13 protein-coding genes are annotated in these 17,001 nt (G+C 70.6%); 7 read left to right on the top strand and 6 right to left on the bottom strand.

The window, feature by feature from the left end; genetic code table 11:
- Positions 1-914 precede the first annotated feature (914 nt).
- On the bottom strand, positions 915-4,655 hold the full coding sequence (locus ACZ601_RS20690; RefSeq protein ID WP_469539930.1) for an nSTAND1 domain-containing NTPase: 3,741 nt from the start codon (positions 4,653-4,655) through the stop codon (positions 915-917).
- A gap of 317 nt (positions 4,656-4,972) precedes the next feature.
- On the opposite strand from ACZ601_RS20690, the gene ACZ601_RS20685 reads away from it, so the two are divergent.
- From ACZ601_RS20685 to ACZ601_RS20675, 3 genes are all read left to right on the top strand, one after another.
- Entirely contained in the window at positions 4,973-6,337 is a 1,365-nt protein-coding gene (locus tag ACZ601_RS20685; protein ID WP_469539928.1) for a glycosyltransferase family 39 protein, read from the top strand.
- Between the two features lie 245 nt (positions 6,338-6,582).
- Positions 6,583-6,798 carry a type II toxin-antitoxin system VapB family antitoxin gene (locus ACZ601_RS20680; protein ID WP_469539925.1) on the top strand — a complete coding sequence of 72 codons (216 nt, stop codon included), beginning with the start codon at positions 6,583-6,585 and terminating at the stop codon, positions 6,796-6,798.
- A complete protein-coding gene (locus tag ACZ601_RS20675; protein WP_469539922.1) occupies positions 6,795-7,217 on the top strand; it encodes a PIN domain-containing protein in 423 nt (140 codons plus the stop codon). Before ACZ601_RS20680 ends, ACZ601_RS20675 begins: the two co-directional genes overlap by 4 nt.
- Positions 7,218-7,398: 181 nt before the next feature.
- Here ACZ601_RS20675 and ACZ601_RS20670 read toward each other — a convergent pair whose 3' ends face one another.
- The 4 genes from ACZ601_RS20670 to ACZ601_RS20655 form a co-directional block, all read right to left on the bottom strand.
- Positions 7,399-8,673, bottom strand: a complete 1,275-nt coding sequence (locus ACZ601_RS20670; RefSeq protein ID WP_469539919.1) for a CynX/NimT family MFS transporter — start codon at positions 8,671-8,673, stop codon at positions 7,399-7,401.
- Entirely contained in the window at positions 8,670-9,380 is a 711-nt protein-coding gene (locus ACZ601_RS20665; RefSeq protein WP_469539917.1) for a FadR/GntR family transcriptional regulator, read from the bottom strand. Before ACZ601_RS20665 ends, ACZ601_RS20670 begins: the two co-directional genes overlap by 4 nt.
- 52 nt (positions 9,381-9,432) lie before the next feature.
- Entirely contained in the window at positions 9,433-10,527 is a 1,095-nt protein-coding gene (locus tag ACZ601_RS20660) for an NAD(P)/FAD-dependent oxidoreductase (RefSeq protein WP_469539914.1), read from the bottom strand.
- A 105-nt stretch (positions 10,528-10,632) separates the two neighbouring features.
- Positions 10,633-11,091: a MarR family winged helix-turn-helix transcriptional regulator gene (locus ACZ601_RS20655; protein ID WP_469540097.1), complete on the bottom strand. Its 459-nt coding sequence runs from the start codon at positions 11,089-11,091 to the stop codon at positions 10,633-10,635.
- 345 nt (positions 11,092-11,436) lie between these two features.
- Here ACZ601_RS20655 and ACZ601_RS20650 point away from each other — a divergent pair, with 345 nt between their 5' ends.
- On the top strand, positions 11,437-12,582 hold the full coding sequence (locus ACZ601_RS20650; RefSeq protein ID WP_469540094.1) for a metallophosphoesterase: 1,146 nt from the start codon (positions 11,437-11,439) through the stop codon (positions 12,580-12,582).
- A 188-nt stretch (positions 12,583-12,770) separates the two neighbouring features.
- Positions 12,771-13,286, top strand: coding sequence for a hypothetical protein (locus ACZ601_RS20645; protein ID WP_469539912.1), 516 nt, complete (start codon positions 12,771-12,773; stop codon positions 13,284-13,286).
- A gap of 216 nt (positions 13,287-13,502) precedes the next feature.
- Here the strand turns inward: ACZ601_RS20645 and ACZ601_RS20640 are convergent, their stop codons facing one another.
- Positions 13,503-14,951, bottom strand: coding sequence for a SulP family inorganic anion transporter (locus ACZ601_RS20640; protein ID WP_469540091.1), 1,449 nt, complete (start codon positions 14,949-14,951; stop codon positions 13,503-13,505).
- 376 nt (positions 14,952-15,327) lie between these two features.
- Between ACZ601_RS20640 and ACZ601_RS20635 the strand changes: the two genes are divergently transcribed.
- Positions 15,328-15,738, top strand: a complete 411-nt coding sequence (locus ACZ601_RS20635) for a MerR family transcriptional regulator (RefSeq protein ID WP_328696211.1) — start codon at positions 15,328-15,330, stop codon at positions 15,736-15,738.
- Positions 15,739-16,243: 505 nt separating this feature from the next.
- Positions 16,244-16,954 (top strand): Crp/Fnr family transcriptional regulator, encoded by a 711-nt coding sequence (locus ACZ601_RS20630; RefSeq protein ID WP_440579124.1) that lies wholly within the window; start codon positions 16,244-16,246, stop codon positions 16,952-16,954.
- Positions 16,955-17,001: the final 47 nt, after the last annotated feature.

The raw sequence follows: 17,001 nt of genomic DNA, 5'->3' as shown, positions 1-17,001 counted from the left end.
GTGATCACGCGCTGCATCGGGAACGAGGCGTAGGAATCGGTGATCTTGTCTGCGGTGATCTCGGCGAGGGCATCCCAACGCGAGACAGGCTTGTCGCGCCGGGCGAGTCGACGCTGGCGCTCGTCCGCCGCGCAGACGAGGTAGTGGGTGACGGGAAGCGGGCTGCCTCGCATCATGAACCGGCGACTCTGATCCGCAAGTTGCAGCGGGGTCTCGGGCCCAAAGTCAGTGACAGCTAGCACGTTCCCGAGTCAACGGCAGCGGGGCCGAGCGCGACTACCGAAGCACTTGCCACTCGCCTCTGGGGTGGCCGACCCGAGCGTGCTTCCGTGCGTCGCTTATGCGCCTGCCTATGGCAAGTCCCACACAGGAGACTGCCTCAGGTCTGAAGTTACTTGGCCTCTCAGCAAGGGGTATGGAGTGGCGTCTCAGTCCAGGTGCGGCGCACGCACCAAAGCTGGCACAGCGTGCCGGAACCTCGCAGTAGTCGGCACCTCTCGATGTGCGAAGCATCAAGGCACCTGGTCTGCCTACGGTGTCGCACAGCGCAAGGAGAAGGAAGCCAAGGCGAAGAAGCGCAAGATCCGCAAGAAACGGTAGGTACCGCTAGAGACCTCCGGGTGGGCCGCCGGCGCATTCTCATCCATAGTCTCGTTCGCAGCCGTACGCGGTCGTTCATCATCGCGGCAGACCTGCCCGTGACCTGGCGAGTGGACCCGTACGGACCAGGCTGAACGCGGACATGCAGAGTTGGAAAGCGTGTTGGGGGCAACCCCTCACGAGTTCGAATCTCGTATCCTCCGCCATTGCTCTCACCGGGCAATACGTCGAAGGCCCCCGCAGCTCGCTGCGGGGGCCTTCGACGTTGGCGGGTGCGGGTATCGCCCTACCAAGCCATCGGCACAGGCGAGGGCTCAGCAGGTCTCCCGGTAGGGGATCTTCGGCAGATGGGTTCTCCACTGTTCCGCCCCGAGTCCGCCCCCGGCTCGTACGCACACCAGCCGCGCGGCCCGCTGCGGATCGAGCACACCGAATTCCCGGTGCACCCCGCCCGGGGTCGCGACGCGCAGAGTGTTGCCGTCGTCGGAGAATCCGAGCCCCAGGATCCGGCCTTCGCCGGTCTGTATGAGCGTGCCCGGAGTGCCGGGTGAGGAGGTTTCCCAGACCCGCACGGAATCGTCCTGAGCTCCGACCGCAACGAAGGCGCCGTCGGCCGAGAAGGCGACGGCCGGCGCGTCGTGTCGCCCGTCCTGGTCTGACGGCGCAAGGACCGCGATGCGGTGTTGGCCGAAGCCGTCCCAGATCGTGACCCGGCCCTCCAAGGTGCTGACCGCCAGGTGGTTTCCGTCGTGGCTGAACCACGCGGACTGGACCCTGTCCTCTCCGTCCAGGCCGACGGATCCGCGGCCGGTGTCCAGGTCGTACCGTCTGCCGTTCGACGTGAGCAGAGCGGTCGCATCCGGTGTCAGGAACGCTGAGAACGTCTCCGTCTGCTTGCGCAGGAGACGGTCTCTGGTCTGCGCGGAGGCCCGCCACACCTCGACAACGCTCGGGGCGTCGTTCTGCCCGCCGATCGGCCGGTCGGTGGCGAAAAGCAGGGACGCGCCGTCCGCGCCCACGGCGATGGTCTGCGTAAGTTCCGGCACCTTGATCCGCGCGGTCTCGCGTTGTTGGTCGACGTTCCACAGGCGAACGTCGGAGTCTCCATATGCGACCGTACGGCCGTCCGACGAGAAGGTGACGTGGGGTGCTGTGTCACCAGGTGCCCGGCCCGGAAGGAGGATCCTCCTCCCGTCTCGTCCGTGCAGCTGGAACTCCCACTCCTGGCCGTGCCGCTGTGTTGTCACGGCCGTGTGTCCGTCCGGGCTGAACTCGGCCTGCTCGTAAGGCTGCTCCGATCCGGGAGTCTCCAGTACGGCGCGGACGTCGAGCGTCTTCACGGTGTTCGTCCCGCCGACGACGAAGCGCAGTGCTCCATCTGCTGGACTGATCCGCGGCTCGATGGCGTCGGACGCTTCCGGTGTGTAGGTCGTCAGCGGGTGGTTCGGGCGCGCGGTGTGCCACAGGGCGATACCGCCTTGGAGGGTCGCGGCGTACGCGCCGTCGGTGCTGAACGACACCTCCGGCCTGTCCTTGCCACCTGTTTTGATCACGGGGCGCTCCCGACCGTTCCGTATATCCCAGGTACGGACTCCGCCTTCCACCGGGACGGCGATGGCGCGGCTGTCGGGCAAGAAAATGAATCGGGCGCCCGCGTCGCACAGCTCGCGATCAGCCTCATGGGGCCAGGTCGCGGGCAGTCGGCGCTTCGATTCGATGTCCCAGACAGACAGTCGGGTGCCCTCGTATGCGCAGGCGGCCAAGAGCTTCCCGTCCGGGCTCAGCTGGGCGACTGAGCCGTCACCCTCGCGTGCCCTCGACGTGAACACGACCCGGCCTGTCGTCACGTCCCACACCTGCACTCTGGCTCTGTTCTCCTCGTGATCCTTGTCCTCGGTGATGAGGAGCCGCCCATCGGGGCCGAACTCTGCTTGTGGGTAGTCCCCGTGAAGGACATCGAGTCGCCGCGACCGCCGCCCGTCGCGCAGGTCCCGTACAACGACGGTGCCCCGGCTGTCGAGGTACGCAACCCGTCCGGCATCGCTGCTGACTGCGAGGACTGACGCGAAGGCATCGCCCGGGATCTTTACCGCGCCCAGCGAGCGGCCGGTACCCGCCTCCCACTGGTACACCCGGTCCCTGCCGACCTTTGTCAGGATCCGGCCGTCCGAGCTGAGCCGGCCCTGCGATTGCATGTCTCCCGTGCCGTCGCTCGGTGTGAACGATGACTGCTCGCGCTGGGCAGCGGCGTCCCGCACCGCCTCACGCGTTTCCGGTACGTCCGCAATCCGCCAGGAGGCCACACTCAATCGCATGGCCAGGCGCGGGTCCGATGCGCGCAGGGCTGTCGCGACGCCGACGATGCGGCGGGCCTCCGCCTCGTCGCGGCGGCGGTCGTTGACGCGGCTCTGCTGCCAGGCCGCCGTTCCCGCGACCGCTGCCAGGCAGATCAGCAGGGCCAGGGCCGAGATCAGGACGCGGCGTCGGCGGGTACCCCGCATGCGTGTCCGGAGCGCCTGCTCGTGGGCGGCCAGGCTCGCGAGGTGAAAGTCGCCTTCCAGGGCCGTCAACTCACCGGTAGCTCTCTCGTGCTCCCCCCTGCCCGGATCACCGAACTTGTCCCGGTCACCGAACGCCTCACGAGCCGCAGAGAGTCGCACGCCCCGGAACAATGCTCCGGGGTCCCGATCCAGCGCCTCCCACGCACGGGCCGCCTCCGTCAGCGCCCGGTGCAGGCGCAGCCGCTCTCGGTCGGTCTCGATCCAGCCGCGCAGCCGTGGCCAGGCCGTGAGCAGAGCTTCGTGGGCGAGGTCGACCGTGGCGCCGTCGATGGTGAGCAATCGGGCCCGCACCAGTTCCTCCAGGACTGCCGAATCGGCAAGTACCGGTGGAAGTTCGGAACGTTCCACGGGCCTGCGGGTGTCCTGTGTGCCATCACCTGGGGCAACCATGCGCAGCAGTAGTCGGCGGGCGACCGCGGCCTGCTCGTCGGTGAAGCCGGCGTACACCGCCTCTGCGGTGTGGGCGATGGCGCCGCGCACTCCACCGATCGCGTCGTACGCCTGCTCGGTGAGCGTCTTGCCACGGCGTCGGCGCCAGACTTCGAGGAGGGCGTGTGCCATCAGCGGCAGACCGCCAGGGCGGCTTTCGATGTCGGCGACGATGCGGGCGGTCAGCGCCCTCTCCACGATGAGACGGGCGCGTTGGGCCGGCCCGATGACGGCCTCCCTGAGCTGGGCGGACGTCATCGGGCCGATGAGGAGCGTGGCGGATCGTAGGGCGTCGGCGAGCGGACCGTGCTCGGCACAGCGGCCGTAGAAGTCAGCGCGTACGGCGATGACGACGCGCAGCCGGCTCTCGGGGGCGCGGGCTGCGAGCAGCGCGTCGACGAACCGGGCGCGAGCGGAGTGGTCGTGGCAGAGCGTGAACAACTCCTCGAACTGGTCGATCAGGACGATCGTGTCGCCCTCTTGAGGAGCGTCCGATGCGAGCAGGGAGGGATCGGGGCGGTCCGACGGGGTGATGACACGGACGACGGCGGGTCTGCGCCGTGGATCCTCTTCATTGCGCAGGGCCGGTACGAGCCCCGCGCGCAGCAGGGACGACTTGCCGCTTCCGGAGCCGCCCACCAGAGCGACGATGCGGTGGCGGGCGATGGCGGCGGCCAGTTCCGCTACGAGTTCGCCGCGCCCGAAATAGTTGTCCCGGTCGTCGGGCTCGAACCGGGCCAGGCCCTTGTAGGGAGAGGCCGCCACATCCTCTTCGCCCTCGGCTTCCTCTGCTTCCTCGGCAGCATTCGCGGTTGCCGCCCGCCAGCGCCGCTCCCAGTCCGCCTCGTCGCCGCCGCACGCCCGCACGTAAGCGAGCAGAACGGGCAGAGTCGGAACCCGCTCACCGGAAGCGGCGGCGGAGAGGGTCGGGGCCGAGAAGCCGACGCGCTCGGCCATCGCCCGATATGTGGGTCCGCCCGCTTCCCCACGCAACTTCCGCAGCTCGTATGCGAGGCGTGGGGCGGCACCCGCCGCCGGGTCGAGCGGCTTCTCCCGACGCCCCATCGGTGGCTCCCCCCGTCGTGCGACGCGCGCCCCACAACCAACCGGTCGCCCCCGTCAGCCCCACGACCCTATCCGGCCGGTGTTACTGCTGTTCGGCGTCCTGACGGAAATTGATTGGCCCCCGGAACGGGGACTGCGCATCAATTCCCCGGCGGCTGGACTCGACCTGTCCCACTCGTCGAGCCCTGCCGGAGTCAGCCATCGCCAGCGTCCAGCCCCCCACGCTCCTCACACAGTCGCGCACCACGCCCGCTCCCCGTGCGACAGCGGCCCTCGGCCGACGGTGCGTTGTGGGCGTGCCGGCGTTGCTGGCTCTCATGCTGGGTCTCTGGGGCCTGCGGCGCGATGGTGCCGTCTGGCATGACGAGGCCGTGACCATCGGACTGGCGAGTCGCGAACTTCCCGATCTGTGGCAGACGCTGGAACACATCGACGCGGTGCACGGCCTCTACTACCTGCTGATGCACTGCCTGTTCGGCGTCTTCGGTACGGACGTCGTCGTGCTGCGGCTGCCCTCGGTGCTCGCCGCAGCGGCGGCCGCCGGTGGTGTCGCGATGATCGGCCGTCACCTGGCAGGGCCGCGTGCCGGGCTGTGCGCGGGCATCGTGTTCGTCGCTCTGCCAGGGGTGCAGCGGTACGCGCAGGAGGGCCGCTCGTACGCGCTGGTGTGCGCCCTTGTCGTCTGGGCGACCTACGCCTTGGTGCGAGCGGTCGAGCGCGATCGGCGTAGCGCGTGGGCGGCGTACACGGCGCTGCTGCTCACGGCCTGCTTGGTGCACGAGTTCGCGGTGCTCGCATTGGCCGCGCATGCCCTGGTGGTGCCGCGCGCGATGCGCCGGACCTTCGTGGCGGCGGCTGTGTGCGTCTTTGTGGGGCTCGCCCCGCTTGTGCTGGTGAGTATGCGGCAGTCCATCCAGGTGGGTTGGCTGGACGCCACGAAGCCTGACGAGTACGCCCACTTCTCACTCATGGTGGGCGTGGCCCTGGCGGCGGTATGGATCGCCACGGCGGGCCGACGGAGCCGCAGCACCGCGTGCGAGCGCCGGCTGGTCGTCCTCGGTCTCGGCCTGTTCCTCGCGCCAACCGGACTCCTGATGCTCCTGTCCCTGGCCAAGCCGCTGTACCTGGACCGGTACGTGCTCTATGGCGTCGCGGGGATCGCGCTGCTGCTCGGCGCCGCGTTCGACCGGGTGCTGCGACGCGGGCGCATGATCCGCGCGGGCGCGGTCGTCTCGGCCGTCACCGCCTGCGTGGCACTGGTGCCGACGGCCCTGGACCTGCGCACTCCCGCGAGCCGTTCGGACGACATGACCGCGCTCGCCGCCGCCCTGCGCGAGACCGTCCGGCCCGACGACGGCGTGGTGTACCTGTCCGTGAAGCGCAGGGCCTGGGAACTCGCCGAGCCCGGGAGGCCCGTCCCGGATGTGGATCTGGCAAGGGCACGCGACCCGCTCACTTCGCACAGCCTGTACGGCACCGAGGTGGCCCCCGGCCAACTGCGCGCTCGAATGCTCGCTCGCCACCGGATCGTCGTCGTCGCCTCACCATCGGGCGTGGCGGTGGAGGACAATGCCACGGTCCGGGTGAAGCGGGACACGCTCGCTGACCACTTCGAGGCGTGCGGCAAGCGCACGGTCGACGGTTCGGTGATCACGGTGTACGCGCGCCCCGGCCGCTGCTGAGGCCGGGGCCGGGGCCGCGAGGATCTCGCGGATGCCCGACCCTCGCCTCGCACCTCTTCCGAACCGGTGGTTCCGGAGGCCGTCGGCGCCGTGGTGAACCACCCCACGCTTCGGCCTCCCGGTCGGTCGCATTCGGCGTGGCCGGCACCGGACGGTAGGCCGACTCCTTGCGTCACCACGGAAGCAGCTGGGTATATCCAGCGAGATATACTTTTCATGCGAGCCGATATCAGCGGAGGTACTCAATGAGTCGCACAGTGATCGACCTCGACGACGAGCTGCTGGCCGACGTGGCTCAAGCGTTGGGGACCGGCACCAAGAAGGAGACGGTCAACAGCGCTCTGCGCGAGGTACTTGAGAACCGCCGACGGGCGCTTGCCCTCACTCGGCTGCGGGCCACGGCGAGCGAGGGGGGCTTCGACCTGGAGCTCTTCGAGGACAAGAGGAACTACCGGCGGTGAGTGCGGCACAGTTCCTGATCGACACCAGTGCGCTCGCCCGGTTCCTCCGCGGCGACGCCGAACGGTTCGGCTGGGACCAGGCCGCTTCGGCCGGGCTCATCGCGACGTGCCCCGTCACCGACCTGGAGTTCTTCTACAGCGCCCGCTCCGCCGCAGACCGTGCGCGCGGCATTGAGGACCTGCAGTCGCTCTTCGGCTGGGTGCCCGTCGACGACCGTGCGTACGATCGCGCTTGGCAGGTGCAGGAGCTGTTGACCGAGCGTGGTCAACACCGCAGCGCCGGAGCAGTCGACCTCGTCGTTGCCGCCACCGCCGAACTCCAGGGACTGACCCTCCTGCACCGCGACCACGACTTCGCATGCATTGCCGCCGTCACCGGCCAGGCCATGCAGTGGTACGGCCCGGAAGCCGGTAAATGAACGCCGGCGTGGTCCCGATTCCGCTCTCATTCACTGCGGTACACCCCAATCCGGCGAGCAAGTAGCCGCCGCCTGTCCCACAGGTCAGGCCCGTACTTCGGGCGCAGCCCGTTCCGGCGCAGGTCGGGTACTCGTGGTTCAGGTCCACGTCGGACCGGTGCGGCTCCATGTCGCGGTCCGGTCAGTGGGAGGGCTGGTGGATGTGGCGGTCCTGGCCCGCGCCGTGGCCGGCGAGCGCCGTGGCGAGGCCGAGGGCGGCCAGGGCGGTGAGCGGGAGGGTCCAGCTGTGCGTGGTGTCGTGCAGGATGCCGAGGAGGAGGGGTCCGGCCGCTGCCACGAGGTAGCCGATGGACTGTGCCATGCCCGCCAGTGCGGCGGCTTCGCCGGAGGTGTCGGCGCGCTGGCTCTGGAAGGTCAGGGCGAGGACGAGGGAGGCGCCGCCGCCGAGGCCGAGCAGGGTGCAGGCCAGGACGGACAGCGCGGGGGCGGCGACCAGTACGGTGAAGCCGCCCGCCACCAGGACCGAGGCCCCGGCCGCGGTCCAGCGCTGGTCGTGCCGGCCCCGGGTGAGCAGGGGCAGGAGGCTGCTGGCCGCCAGGGAGACCACCTGGTAGTAGAAGAGCATCCATCCGGCCGTGGTGCTGCTCGTGCCCCGGTCGGTCAGGATGCTGGGCAGCCACGCGATGGCGGTGTAGAAGGCCAGGGACTGCAGGCCCATGAAGAGGGTGACCTGCCAGGCGAGCCGTGACCGCCATGGCACCGGGCTGTGGGCCCCGGCGGTGGTGGACTCCTGCGGCTTGTCGCCTCGCATCCGGGGCAGCCAGGCGAGGAAGGCCGCGACGGTGAAGGCGACGCCCCAGGCCAGCGCGGTGTGCCAGGAACCCGGCACGGTGTGGGCCAGCGGCGCGGAGACCCCGGAGGAGACCGCGGCCATGAGGCCCATGACGGTCACGTAGAGGGCGCTGACAGCCTGGATGCGGTGTGCGGGCACGTTCCGCCTGATCAGAGCGGGAAGCAGTACGTTGCCGAACGCGATGGCGGCGGAGAGGATCACCGTTCCGGCGAACAGGCAGATGACGGAGGGAAGGGAGCGGACCACCGTCCCGACGGCCAGCACACCGAGCGCCGCCACGAGCAGGCGTGCGCTGCCCAACCGGTGGGAGGCGCGGGCGACCAGGGGTGACGTCGCGGCGAACGTCAGCAGCGGCAGGGTGCTCAGCAGCCCGCCCCAGCTCGACGTCAGTCCGCTGCCCCGCTCGATCTCCGGCAGCAGGGCGCCGACACCGGTGAGGGTGGTACGCAGGTTCGCCGCCACGAGGCAGATGGCGATGACGAACCCGAGCGGCACGGCGGGCCGGGCGGGCTCGGGCGTCGGTGATCCGGGCCGGGCGGGCTCGGGCGTCGGTGATCCGGAGGCGGAGTGCCTGCGGGGCGTCGGGGCCGGCCGGGTGCTCATCGGTCCTCCGCCGCTCGTCGCGTACGGGGCTCGTGGTCGCGGGTGAGCTGGACGATCGCTGCCGCGGCCTCGCGGGCGCCGTCCTGCTCCCTGGACTCGATCGCGTCCACGAGCCGCCGGTGCAGAAGCGCGTGCTCCTCGGCGTGGACGGTGTCCCAGGGCAGGCCCCCCAGGGATGAGGTGAGCGCCGTACCGAGGTGGTCGTACACCTCGATCAGCAGGTCGTTCCCGCTCGCCCGGACCACAGCCCGGTGGAACAGCGCGTCGACGCTCGTGGCTGCGGCGGTGTCCTCGCCGGCGCAGGCCGCGTCCGCGTCGGCCAGCAGCTCCCGCAGCTGCTGCAACTGGCTCTCGCTGCGGCGCAGGGCCGCGGTTCCGGAGGCGTACTCCTCCAGCACGGTCCGCAGCTCCAGCACGTTGTCCCGCTGCGCGGAGCTCGCCCGCCGCACCATGACCGACTGGAGCTCGCTCGACGAACGGACGTAGGTGCCGTCCCCGGCCCGGGGCTCCAGCAGGCCCAGGTGCACCAGTGCGCCGATCGCCTCCCGCAGCGTGCTGCGTCCGACCCCGAGCTCCTCGATGAGGGCCTGCTCCGCCGGGATCCGTGTCCCCACCGGCCACCCGCCCGACTCGATGTGCGAGCGGAGACTGTCCACGAGCTGAGCGGACAGGCTGGCCGTCCGCCGCGGTGCGCTGATGCGTTTCATGCAGGCACCGTACACAAACATCAGACATTTGAACATCGGCGCCCCGGACCGGTCAGGCGGTGGGGCCGAACTGGGCTGTGAAGCGGGCGGTGAACAGGTCCGCACCCTTGTGTTCGGAGACCATCGCGGTCGGGGCGGCGACCGGACCGTCGGGAGAAGGCAGTTGGCCGACACCGCCCTTCGTGCCGAGCGGGAGCAGGATCGTGGGGAAGGGCAGCGGCCGGTACGTGGCCGTGGGCCGCTCGCCCCTCAGCCGGGCGGTGATGTTCTTGACGACCACCTCGGCGTGCCGCATCGCGTAGCCGGCCATCTTGACCTCCGCGACGTCGGTGACGTCGCCGACCGCGTAGACGTTCTCGTGGCCCTCGACGTTGAGGAACTCGGTCACGGGGACCTGGCCCTGCGGCGTACGGGTGGTGAGCCTGCCGTCCGCGAGGTAGTCGCTGTTGGTGCGCGTCCCGTAGGCACGGAACCAGATGTCGGCGGCGATCTCCTCGCCACCGCTGGTGGTGACGGTGAAGGCCCCGGCCACGCCGGGCTCGGTTCCCGGCGACTCCTTGAGGGCGATCCCGAGACGCAAGCCGATGTTCAGCGCCTCCAGCTGGCCGCGCAGGTCCTCGACCACCTCCGGCACGACGCCGGGGAGCAGTTGCTCGGCCGGGTCGGTGACCGTCACCCGCTTGTCCGGCCAGACTTCCCGGATCTCCGCGGCCAGTTCGAGCCCGACCGGACCCGCGCCGAGGATCAGCACCTTGTCGGCCCCGCGCAGCTCCTCGTGCGTGCGCCGCAGGTCACCGAGGGCCTCGCCGACCGAGTCGGAGGCGGGCTTGGCGGGGTAGGAGTAGCTGGAGCCGGTGGCCAGCACCACGTAGTCCGCGGCTACACGCTCACCCGAGGCCAGGGTGACGCCGTCGCCGTCGACCGAGGCCGCGCGGTCGCGTATCACCTTGCCCTTCGTGAGCAGCGTCTCGAAGGGGAAGAACATGTTGCCCGCCCAGTCGGGCCGGGTCAGCGCACGCAGCGAAGCGGCCGCGTTGACGAACGCGTCGCGGGGGTCGATCAGGACGACATCCGCCTCGGACTCCAGCGCCTTGGCGACCGCAACGCCCCCATAGCCTCCACCGATGACCGCGACAGTACGACTCATGACGGCACACTCCACAGAAAGAAAGGGTTGCAGTTCGTGCTACGAACAATATTAGTTCGTAGTGCGAACTGCAACCCTCATTCGGAGGACGCGGCGACAGTGGCCTCAGCTCTCGCGGTCGACAGGGGCCCGTTCCTCCTGCGCCGCGAAGACCACCGGAACCTCGTTGTCCAGCACGACGCGGCCGAGCAGTCCGGCGAGCGCGTCCCGCTCGACCGGCCCCAGGCTCGGGAGCAACTCCTCGACCCTCCGGCAGGTCTCGTCGTAGAACTCCCGGACCAGCCTGGCCCCTTGGGGGGTGAGCGCGACACGTACCGAGCGCGTATCCCGCGCGTCCGCCTCGCGCCGGACCAGGCCGTTGCGCTCGGTGCGGTCCACCAGGCCGGTGAGGCTCGACTTGGCCAGCCGCAGCATCGCCCCCAACTCGCTCATGCCGTACGGCCTCGGCATCAGCACGCACAGCAACTGGCCCTGCTGCGGCGGCAATCCGAATTTCCGGGCGGACTCCGCATACACCGAGTTCACCAGGAACGACGACCGCACCAGCGCGGCCACAATCCCGATCTGGTCACTATCACGCTTATCCACTCCCCCAGAGTAGCACCGGAAATCCTGACAATTCGCGCCACGAACTATTGACGCCAGGGGTCCGTCAGGGGTCCGCCAGGGATCTGCCAGGGGGCAGGCAGAGGGCAAGCGGCCCGCCCTGTTCCGGTGGCCGGCGCGTGCCGGATGATGGGAGGAGCGGACGTGAGGGGCAACGCAGTGGCAGACAGTGGATCCATCGGCTCCGAGCCGGGCCTTCGGCCCGACTCCGGCAAGCCCGACACCGGCAAGCCCGACTCCGGCAGGCCCGACTCCGGCAGGCCGGACTCCCGCAGGGGTGCGAGGCGGCGGCGGGGCTCTTCGGTGCGGCGGGTGGGGGTGGTGCTGCTCGTCCTGCTCGTTCTGTGTCTGCCGCCCTGGTGGTCGCTGTTCGCCTCCGGGGCGGACTGGCCGTTCCCGGTCTTCCTGGCCGGCACGGTCGTCCTCGCCGCCTGGATGGTCTCGTTCCCCTTCCTGATGGTCGCGGGCCACGGGCGACGGCGCTCCGACCGGGCCGCCCGGATCGCGGACACGAGTCTCGGGATGATCTGGGTGCTCTTCACCTGGTCCGTGCTGGGCGGCTTGGTGGAGCTCGTGCTGATGGGGCTCGGCGTCGGCGGCACCGGCCGGGCCAGGGCCGTTTCCGTGGCCGTCGCCGTGGTCTCGGCCGGGCTGCTGGCCTGGGGCCACTACGAGGCCATGCGGGTCCCCCGGGTGAAGCGGCTGGACGTCCGGGTCCCGAGGCTCGGCGGCGGTCTGGACGGGACGCGGGTCGTCGTGCTGGCCGATACGCACTACGGGCCGATCGACCGGGCGGGCTGGTCGGCCCGGGTGACCGAGGCGGTCAACGCGCTCGACGCGGACGTCGTGGTCCACGCAGGTGACATCGCCGACGGCACCCCGGTCCAGCGCCGGGAGCAGTCCGCGCCGCTCGGGGCGGTCCGGTCCCGGCTGGCCAAGGTCTACGTCACCGGGAACCACGAGTACGGCAGCGAGGCCCAGGGCTGGCTGGACCGGATGGCGGAACTGGGCTGGGAGCCGCTGCACAACCGCCATGTCGTGGTGGAGCGCGACGGAGACTCCCTCGTACTGGCGGGCGTGGACGACGTGACCGCGGAGTCCTCCGGCCTGGCCGGTCACAGCGCGAACCTGCTCGGCGCGCTGGCCGGGACGGACCCGGACCAGCCGGTCCTGCTCGTCGCCCACCAGCCCAAGTTCGTCCCGCAGGCCGCCGCCGCCGGCATCGACCTGCAGATCTCCGGGCACACCCACGGCGGCCAGATCTGGCCGTTCAACTTCCTCGTCCGGATCGACCAGCCGGTGGTGAGCGGCCTGAGCCGGCACGGGGAGCGCACCCAGCTCTACACCAGCCGGGGCACCGGCTTCTGGGGCCCGCCCTTCCGGGTCTTCGCCCCGAGCGAGATCACGCTGCTGACCCTGCGCTCGGGCGGCACACCGACAGCCGGGTAGCGCACCGGGACACCCCGCCAGGAGCCTGCGCGGGCTTCACCAGGAGCCTGCGCGGGCTTCACCAGGAGCCTGCGCGGCTGTCGGCGACAGCGACGCCGGGAGGCACCATCGGGCCCGGCCGCCGGGACGGTTCCCATCGCTCGGCCCCCCAGGCGAACCGCCGTGCCGCGCCGGACGTCGTACTGATCATGATTGACGATGCGCAGGAACTGGCCGATGACTGGGAGTCGATTCGGCAGGGGTACTACCTGGGGGAGCATGACGAGACCGTGCTGAGCTGTGCGGAACGGCTCGACGCGGCACGGGCTGCCGTGCCCCGGGACCCGGACGCGACGGCGTTCTTCACGCTGGGGCTGGTGTTGATGTACGGCCACGCGATATGGGACGCGGAACCGGAGGTCGCGGACCGCGCCTCGGTGGCGCTGCTGGCCGTTGCCTCGGATCCGGGCCTGGCGAACGGTGCGTGCGACCACCCGGCCCACCCCTGCGACGACGGCGATCCGGACGGGCAGTTGGAGTCCTTCGGCATGCTGCTGTCGCTGCTGGCCGGGGATTCTGAGTACCGGTGGGAAGACCTCGACGAGGCGGGCGAGGACCCTGACCGCGGCGCCCGATGGCGCTGCCCGCACAACGTGGCCGGCTTCGCCCGGTGGGCCGGTGCGGCGATCCGTGACAGGTCCCGCTCCGACGAAGCGGATCGCTGAGGCCCCCGCCCGTCCGGGCACTCAGCACCGCCCGGACGCGCTCAGCACCGCCCGGCCGCTCAGCACCGCCCGGCAGCCCCCTCGCCGCCCGGAGCACCGCCCTACGCGTCGCGGCAGGCGGCGAGGAGTGTGGTCAGGCGTCGGGCGGGCGCGCCGCCCCGCGTCACATGGCAGCGGGCCGCGGGAGCCACAGCTGTGGGAGCCGTGGCCGTGCGGTCAGTGGCCGCCGGTGAGTTCGCCGCTGAGCCGGTCGTGGATCCGGGCGCTGGGCTGGTTGAGGCCGATGATCTCGACGGTCTTGCCACGCTGGGCGTACTTGGTCTCGATCGCGTCGAGCGCCGCGACGGAGGAGGCGTCCCAGATGTGGGTGGCCGTCAGGTCGATGACGACCCTGTCGGGGTCGGTGGCGTACGCGAACCGGGTGACCAGGTCGTTGGAGGAGGCGAAGAAGAGCTCTCCGGTGACCGAGTAGACGACCTGGGTGCCGTCGGGGTCGACGACGGCGGTGACGTCGGCCAGGTGGGCGACGCGCCTGGCGAAGACGACCATGGCGGTCACGGTGCCGACGACGACGCCGATCGCGAGGTTGTGGGTGGCGACGACGCAGGCCACGGTGATGGCCATGACGGCGATCTCCCCGGCGGGCATCCGCTTCAGGGTCTTCGGGGCGATGGAGTGCCAGTCGAAGGTCGCGAAGGACACCATGACCATGACGGCGACCAGCGCGGCCATGGGGATGTCGGAGACGACCGGGCCGAAGACGATGCAGAGCACCATCAGGAACGAGCCCGCCAGGAACGTCGACAGGCGGGTGCGGGCGCCGGAGACCTTCACGTTGATCATCGTCTGGCCGATCATGGCGCAGCCGCCCATGCCGCCGAGGAAACCGGTGACGATGTTGGCGACGCCCTGGCCGATCGACTCCCGGGTCTTGGAGGAGTGGGTGTCGGTGATGTCGTCGACCAGCTTGGCCGTCATCAGCGACTCCATCAGCCCGACCAGCGCCATCGCGAGCGCGTAGGGGGCGATGGTCGTCAGCGTGTCCAGGGTGAAGGGCACATCGGGCAGGCCCGGTACGGGCAGGGCGGACGGCAGCTCGCCCTTGTCCCCCACGGTCGGCACCGCGATCCCCGCGGCGACCGTGATCACGGTGAGGATGACGATGGACACGAGCGGGGCCGGGATCACCCGGGTGACCTTCGGGAAGAACACCATCAGGGCGAGGCCGCCGGCGAGCAGCGGATAGACGGGCCAGGGCACGTCGTGCATCTCGGGGACCTGGGCCGTGAAGATGAGGATGGCGAGGGAGTTGACGAACCCGACCATCACGCTGCGGGGCACGAACCGCATCAGCTTCGCGATGCCGAGCGCGCCCAGGACGATCTGGAAGGCGCCGGCCAGGATCACCGCCGCGACCAGGTAGCCGAAGCCGTGCTCGCGGTTGAGCGGGGCGATGACCAGGGCGACGGCGCCCGTCGCGGCGGAGATCATCGCGCGGCGGCCGCCGACGACCGAGATCGTCACGGCCATGGTGAAGGACGCGAACAGGCCGATCGCCGGGTCGACCCCGGCGATGACGGAGAACGAGATCGCCTCGGGGATCAACGCGAGCGCGACCACCAGCCCGGCGAGGATCTCGGTGCGCCAGACCTTCGGGTCGCGCATCCAGTCGGGACGCAGACCGCGCAGCCGCGCGGCCGGGGACAGTGCGGAGGAAGTCAAGAGAAGCGGAACCTGTCGTGCTCGGGCCCGCCCGGAGCCACCAAGGGGCGTGCGGAAGGGCATGGGGCGTGTGGGGCGGCATGGGGCGTGCGGGACGGCATCGCGTGCGGGGCGGCGCGAAGAGCCGGGGCGGAGAGCCCGGACGGAGCGCCGGGGTCGAGTACCGGCGTCCGGGGGCGTCATCGGTCCCGGAACGGCTTTTGGTTTGTGGCGGATCCGTCCCGCACCATGAACACGCGACAGCGGTGGATCAACCCTGACAGCCGCACACTCTACTCTAACGTTACGGTAGAGATCGCCAGACGAGGAAGGCGCCCGTGTGAGCAGCGAGCACATGCAGATCGGCGAGGTCGCCGCGCGGACCGAGCTGTCGCTGCGCACCATCCGGCACTACGAGGAGACCGGCCTGGTCATCCCCTCGGCCCGCTCCCGGGGCGGATTCCGTCTCTACACCGAGACCGACGTCGCCCGCCTGATGGTGATCCGCCGCATGAAGCCCCTCGGCTTCACCCTCGACCAGATGCGGGACCTCCTCGACGCCACCGATCACCTCGACGCGGTCCCGCCCCCGGCCGGCGCCGAGCGCGAGGAACTCCTGGGGCGGGTACGCCACTTCGAGCAGGCCGCCGCCGAGCGCGTCGCCGACCTGCGCAAGCAGCTGGGGCGGGCCGAGGAGTTCGCCGGCACCCTGCGCGCCCGGCTGGGCGAGGACGCGCCCACTCACCCCTGACGCGTACAGGGCACCCCTGGGGCGAGGCGCCGCGCTCGAACCCCGGCCTGGGAAGCACCACGGGAACCAGGGCACCCCTGGGGCGAGGCGCCGCGGCCGGGCGACGCCCGTGCGGCGGCGCGCGCCACCACGTGGGCGACCTCCCTTCGTACCGGGTCCAATCCCCCGCTCCCGGCAGAAACCCGAGTTCTCGCCAAGTCCGTCTCTCGCGCCCCCTCACGCCCCTTCGCGCACCAATGAGCCCGGCCCTGCCCGCATGTGGCCCCTGACCTCATGGTCCGGGGTGGGCGCCGGGTGCCGGGGGGCCACCGCGCGCGCACGGACCACCGGGCGAGTGAGAGAGGCACGACAGAGAGTGGCGGCACCCAGGCCGTCCAACTGGCACTTCTGCTGTTACCGGTCGGTATATGCGATGTGGCGTGAACCACACCCTTGAAGACGGCGCTCTGGGAGCATCAACGCCTATCAAAATCAGCCGTCCGGACCTGCCGCGGGGGGAGGGGCCATGGGGCTGCTCGGCAACGACCTGGCATTCGCGCGCGCCCTGACGGCCCACGAGCACGAGAACGTCATGGCCCTCGGCAACCGCAAGCTCTACGCGGCCGATACCCATCTCCTGTCGGAGGGGGACCGGTCCGGTCACGTCATGATCATACTTGAGGGCTGGGTGACCGTTTCCGTGGCTACGGACCGTGGCGCCACCCGGTTGATACTCGGCCTGCGCGGACCCGGCGAACTCCTGGGCGAAATGGCGGCGTTGGACAGCCATCCCCGTAGCGCCACCGTGCGGGCGCTGGGGCCCGCCGCGGCGCAGGTCATCCCGGGGGACGCGTTCCGCCGCTTCCTCGCCCAGCACCCCCGGGTCAGCGGACTGGTGATACGTCAGCTCACCTTCCGGCTCCGCAGCGCCGACCAGGAGCGGTCCGCGCTCGCCTCGCTCACCGTTCTGCAACGCCTGGCCGTGCGGCTCACCGAACTCTCCCGGGCCGAACCCGCCGGCCCCTACACGCCGTCCGCGCCGCGGCCGCTGCCCGCCGGCACCGTCGTCCACCTGGCCCAGGACGAGCTGGCCGCCACCGTCGGAGCCACCCGGGAGGCCGTCGCCAAGGCGCTGCGGCTGCTGCGGGACCAGCGCATCGTGCGGACCGGGACCCGGCAGGTCGAGATCCTCGACCCCGAGCTGCTCGCACTGCTCGCGGACGGTCATCAGGAGTAACTCCCCGCCTGTCGTGTGTAAACGACTACAGACGGCCCTCGTCCCGG

The sequence above is a fragment of the Streptomyces sp. NPDC104307 genome (assembly GCF_055584045.1).
The sequence above is the reverse complement of the archived record's forward strand: the minus strand, read 5'-3'. Positions and strand labels throughout refer to the sequence as shown.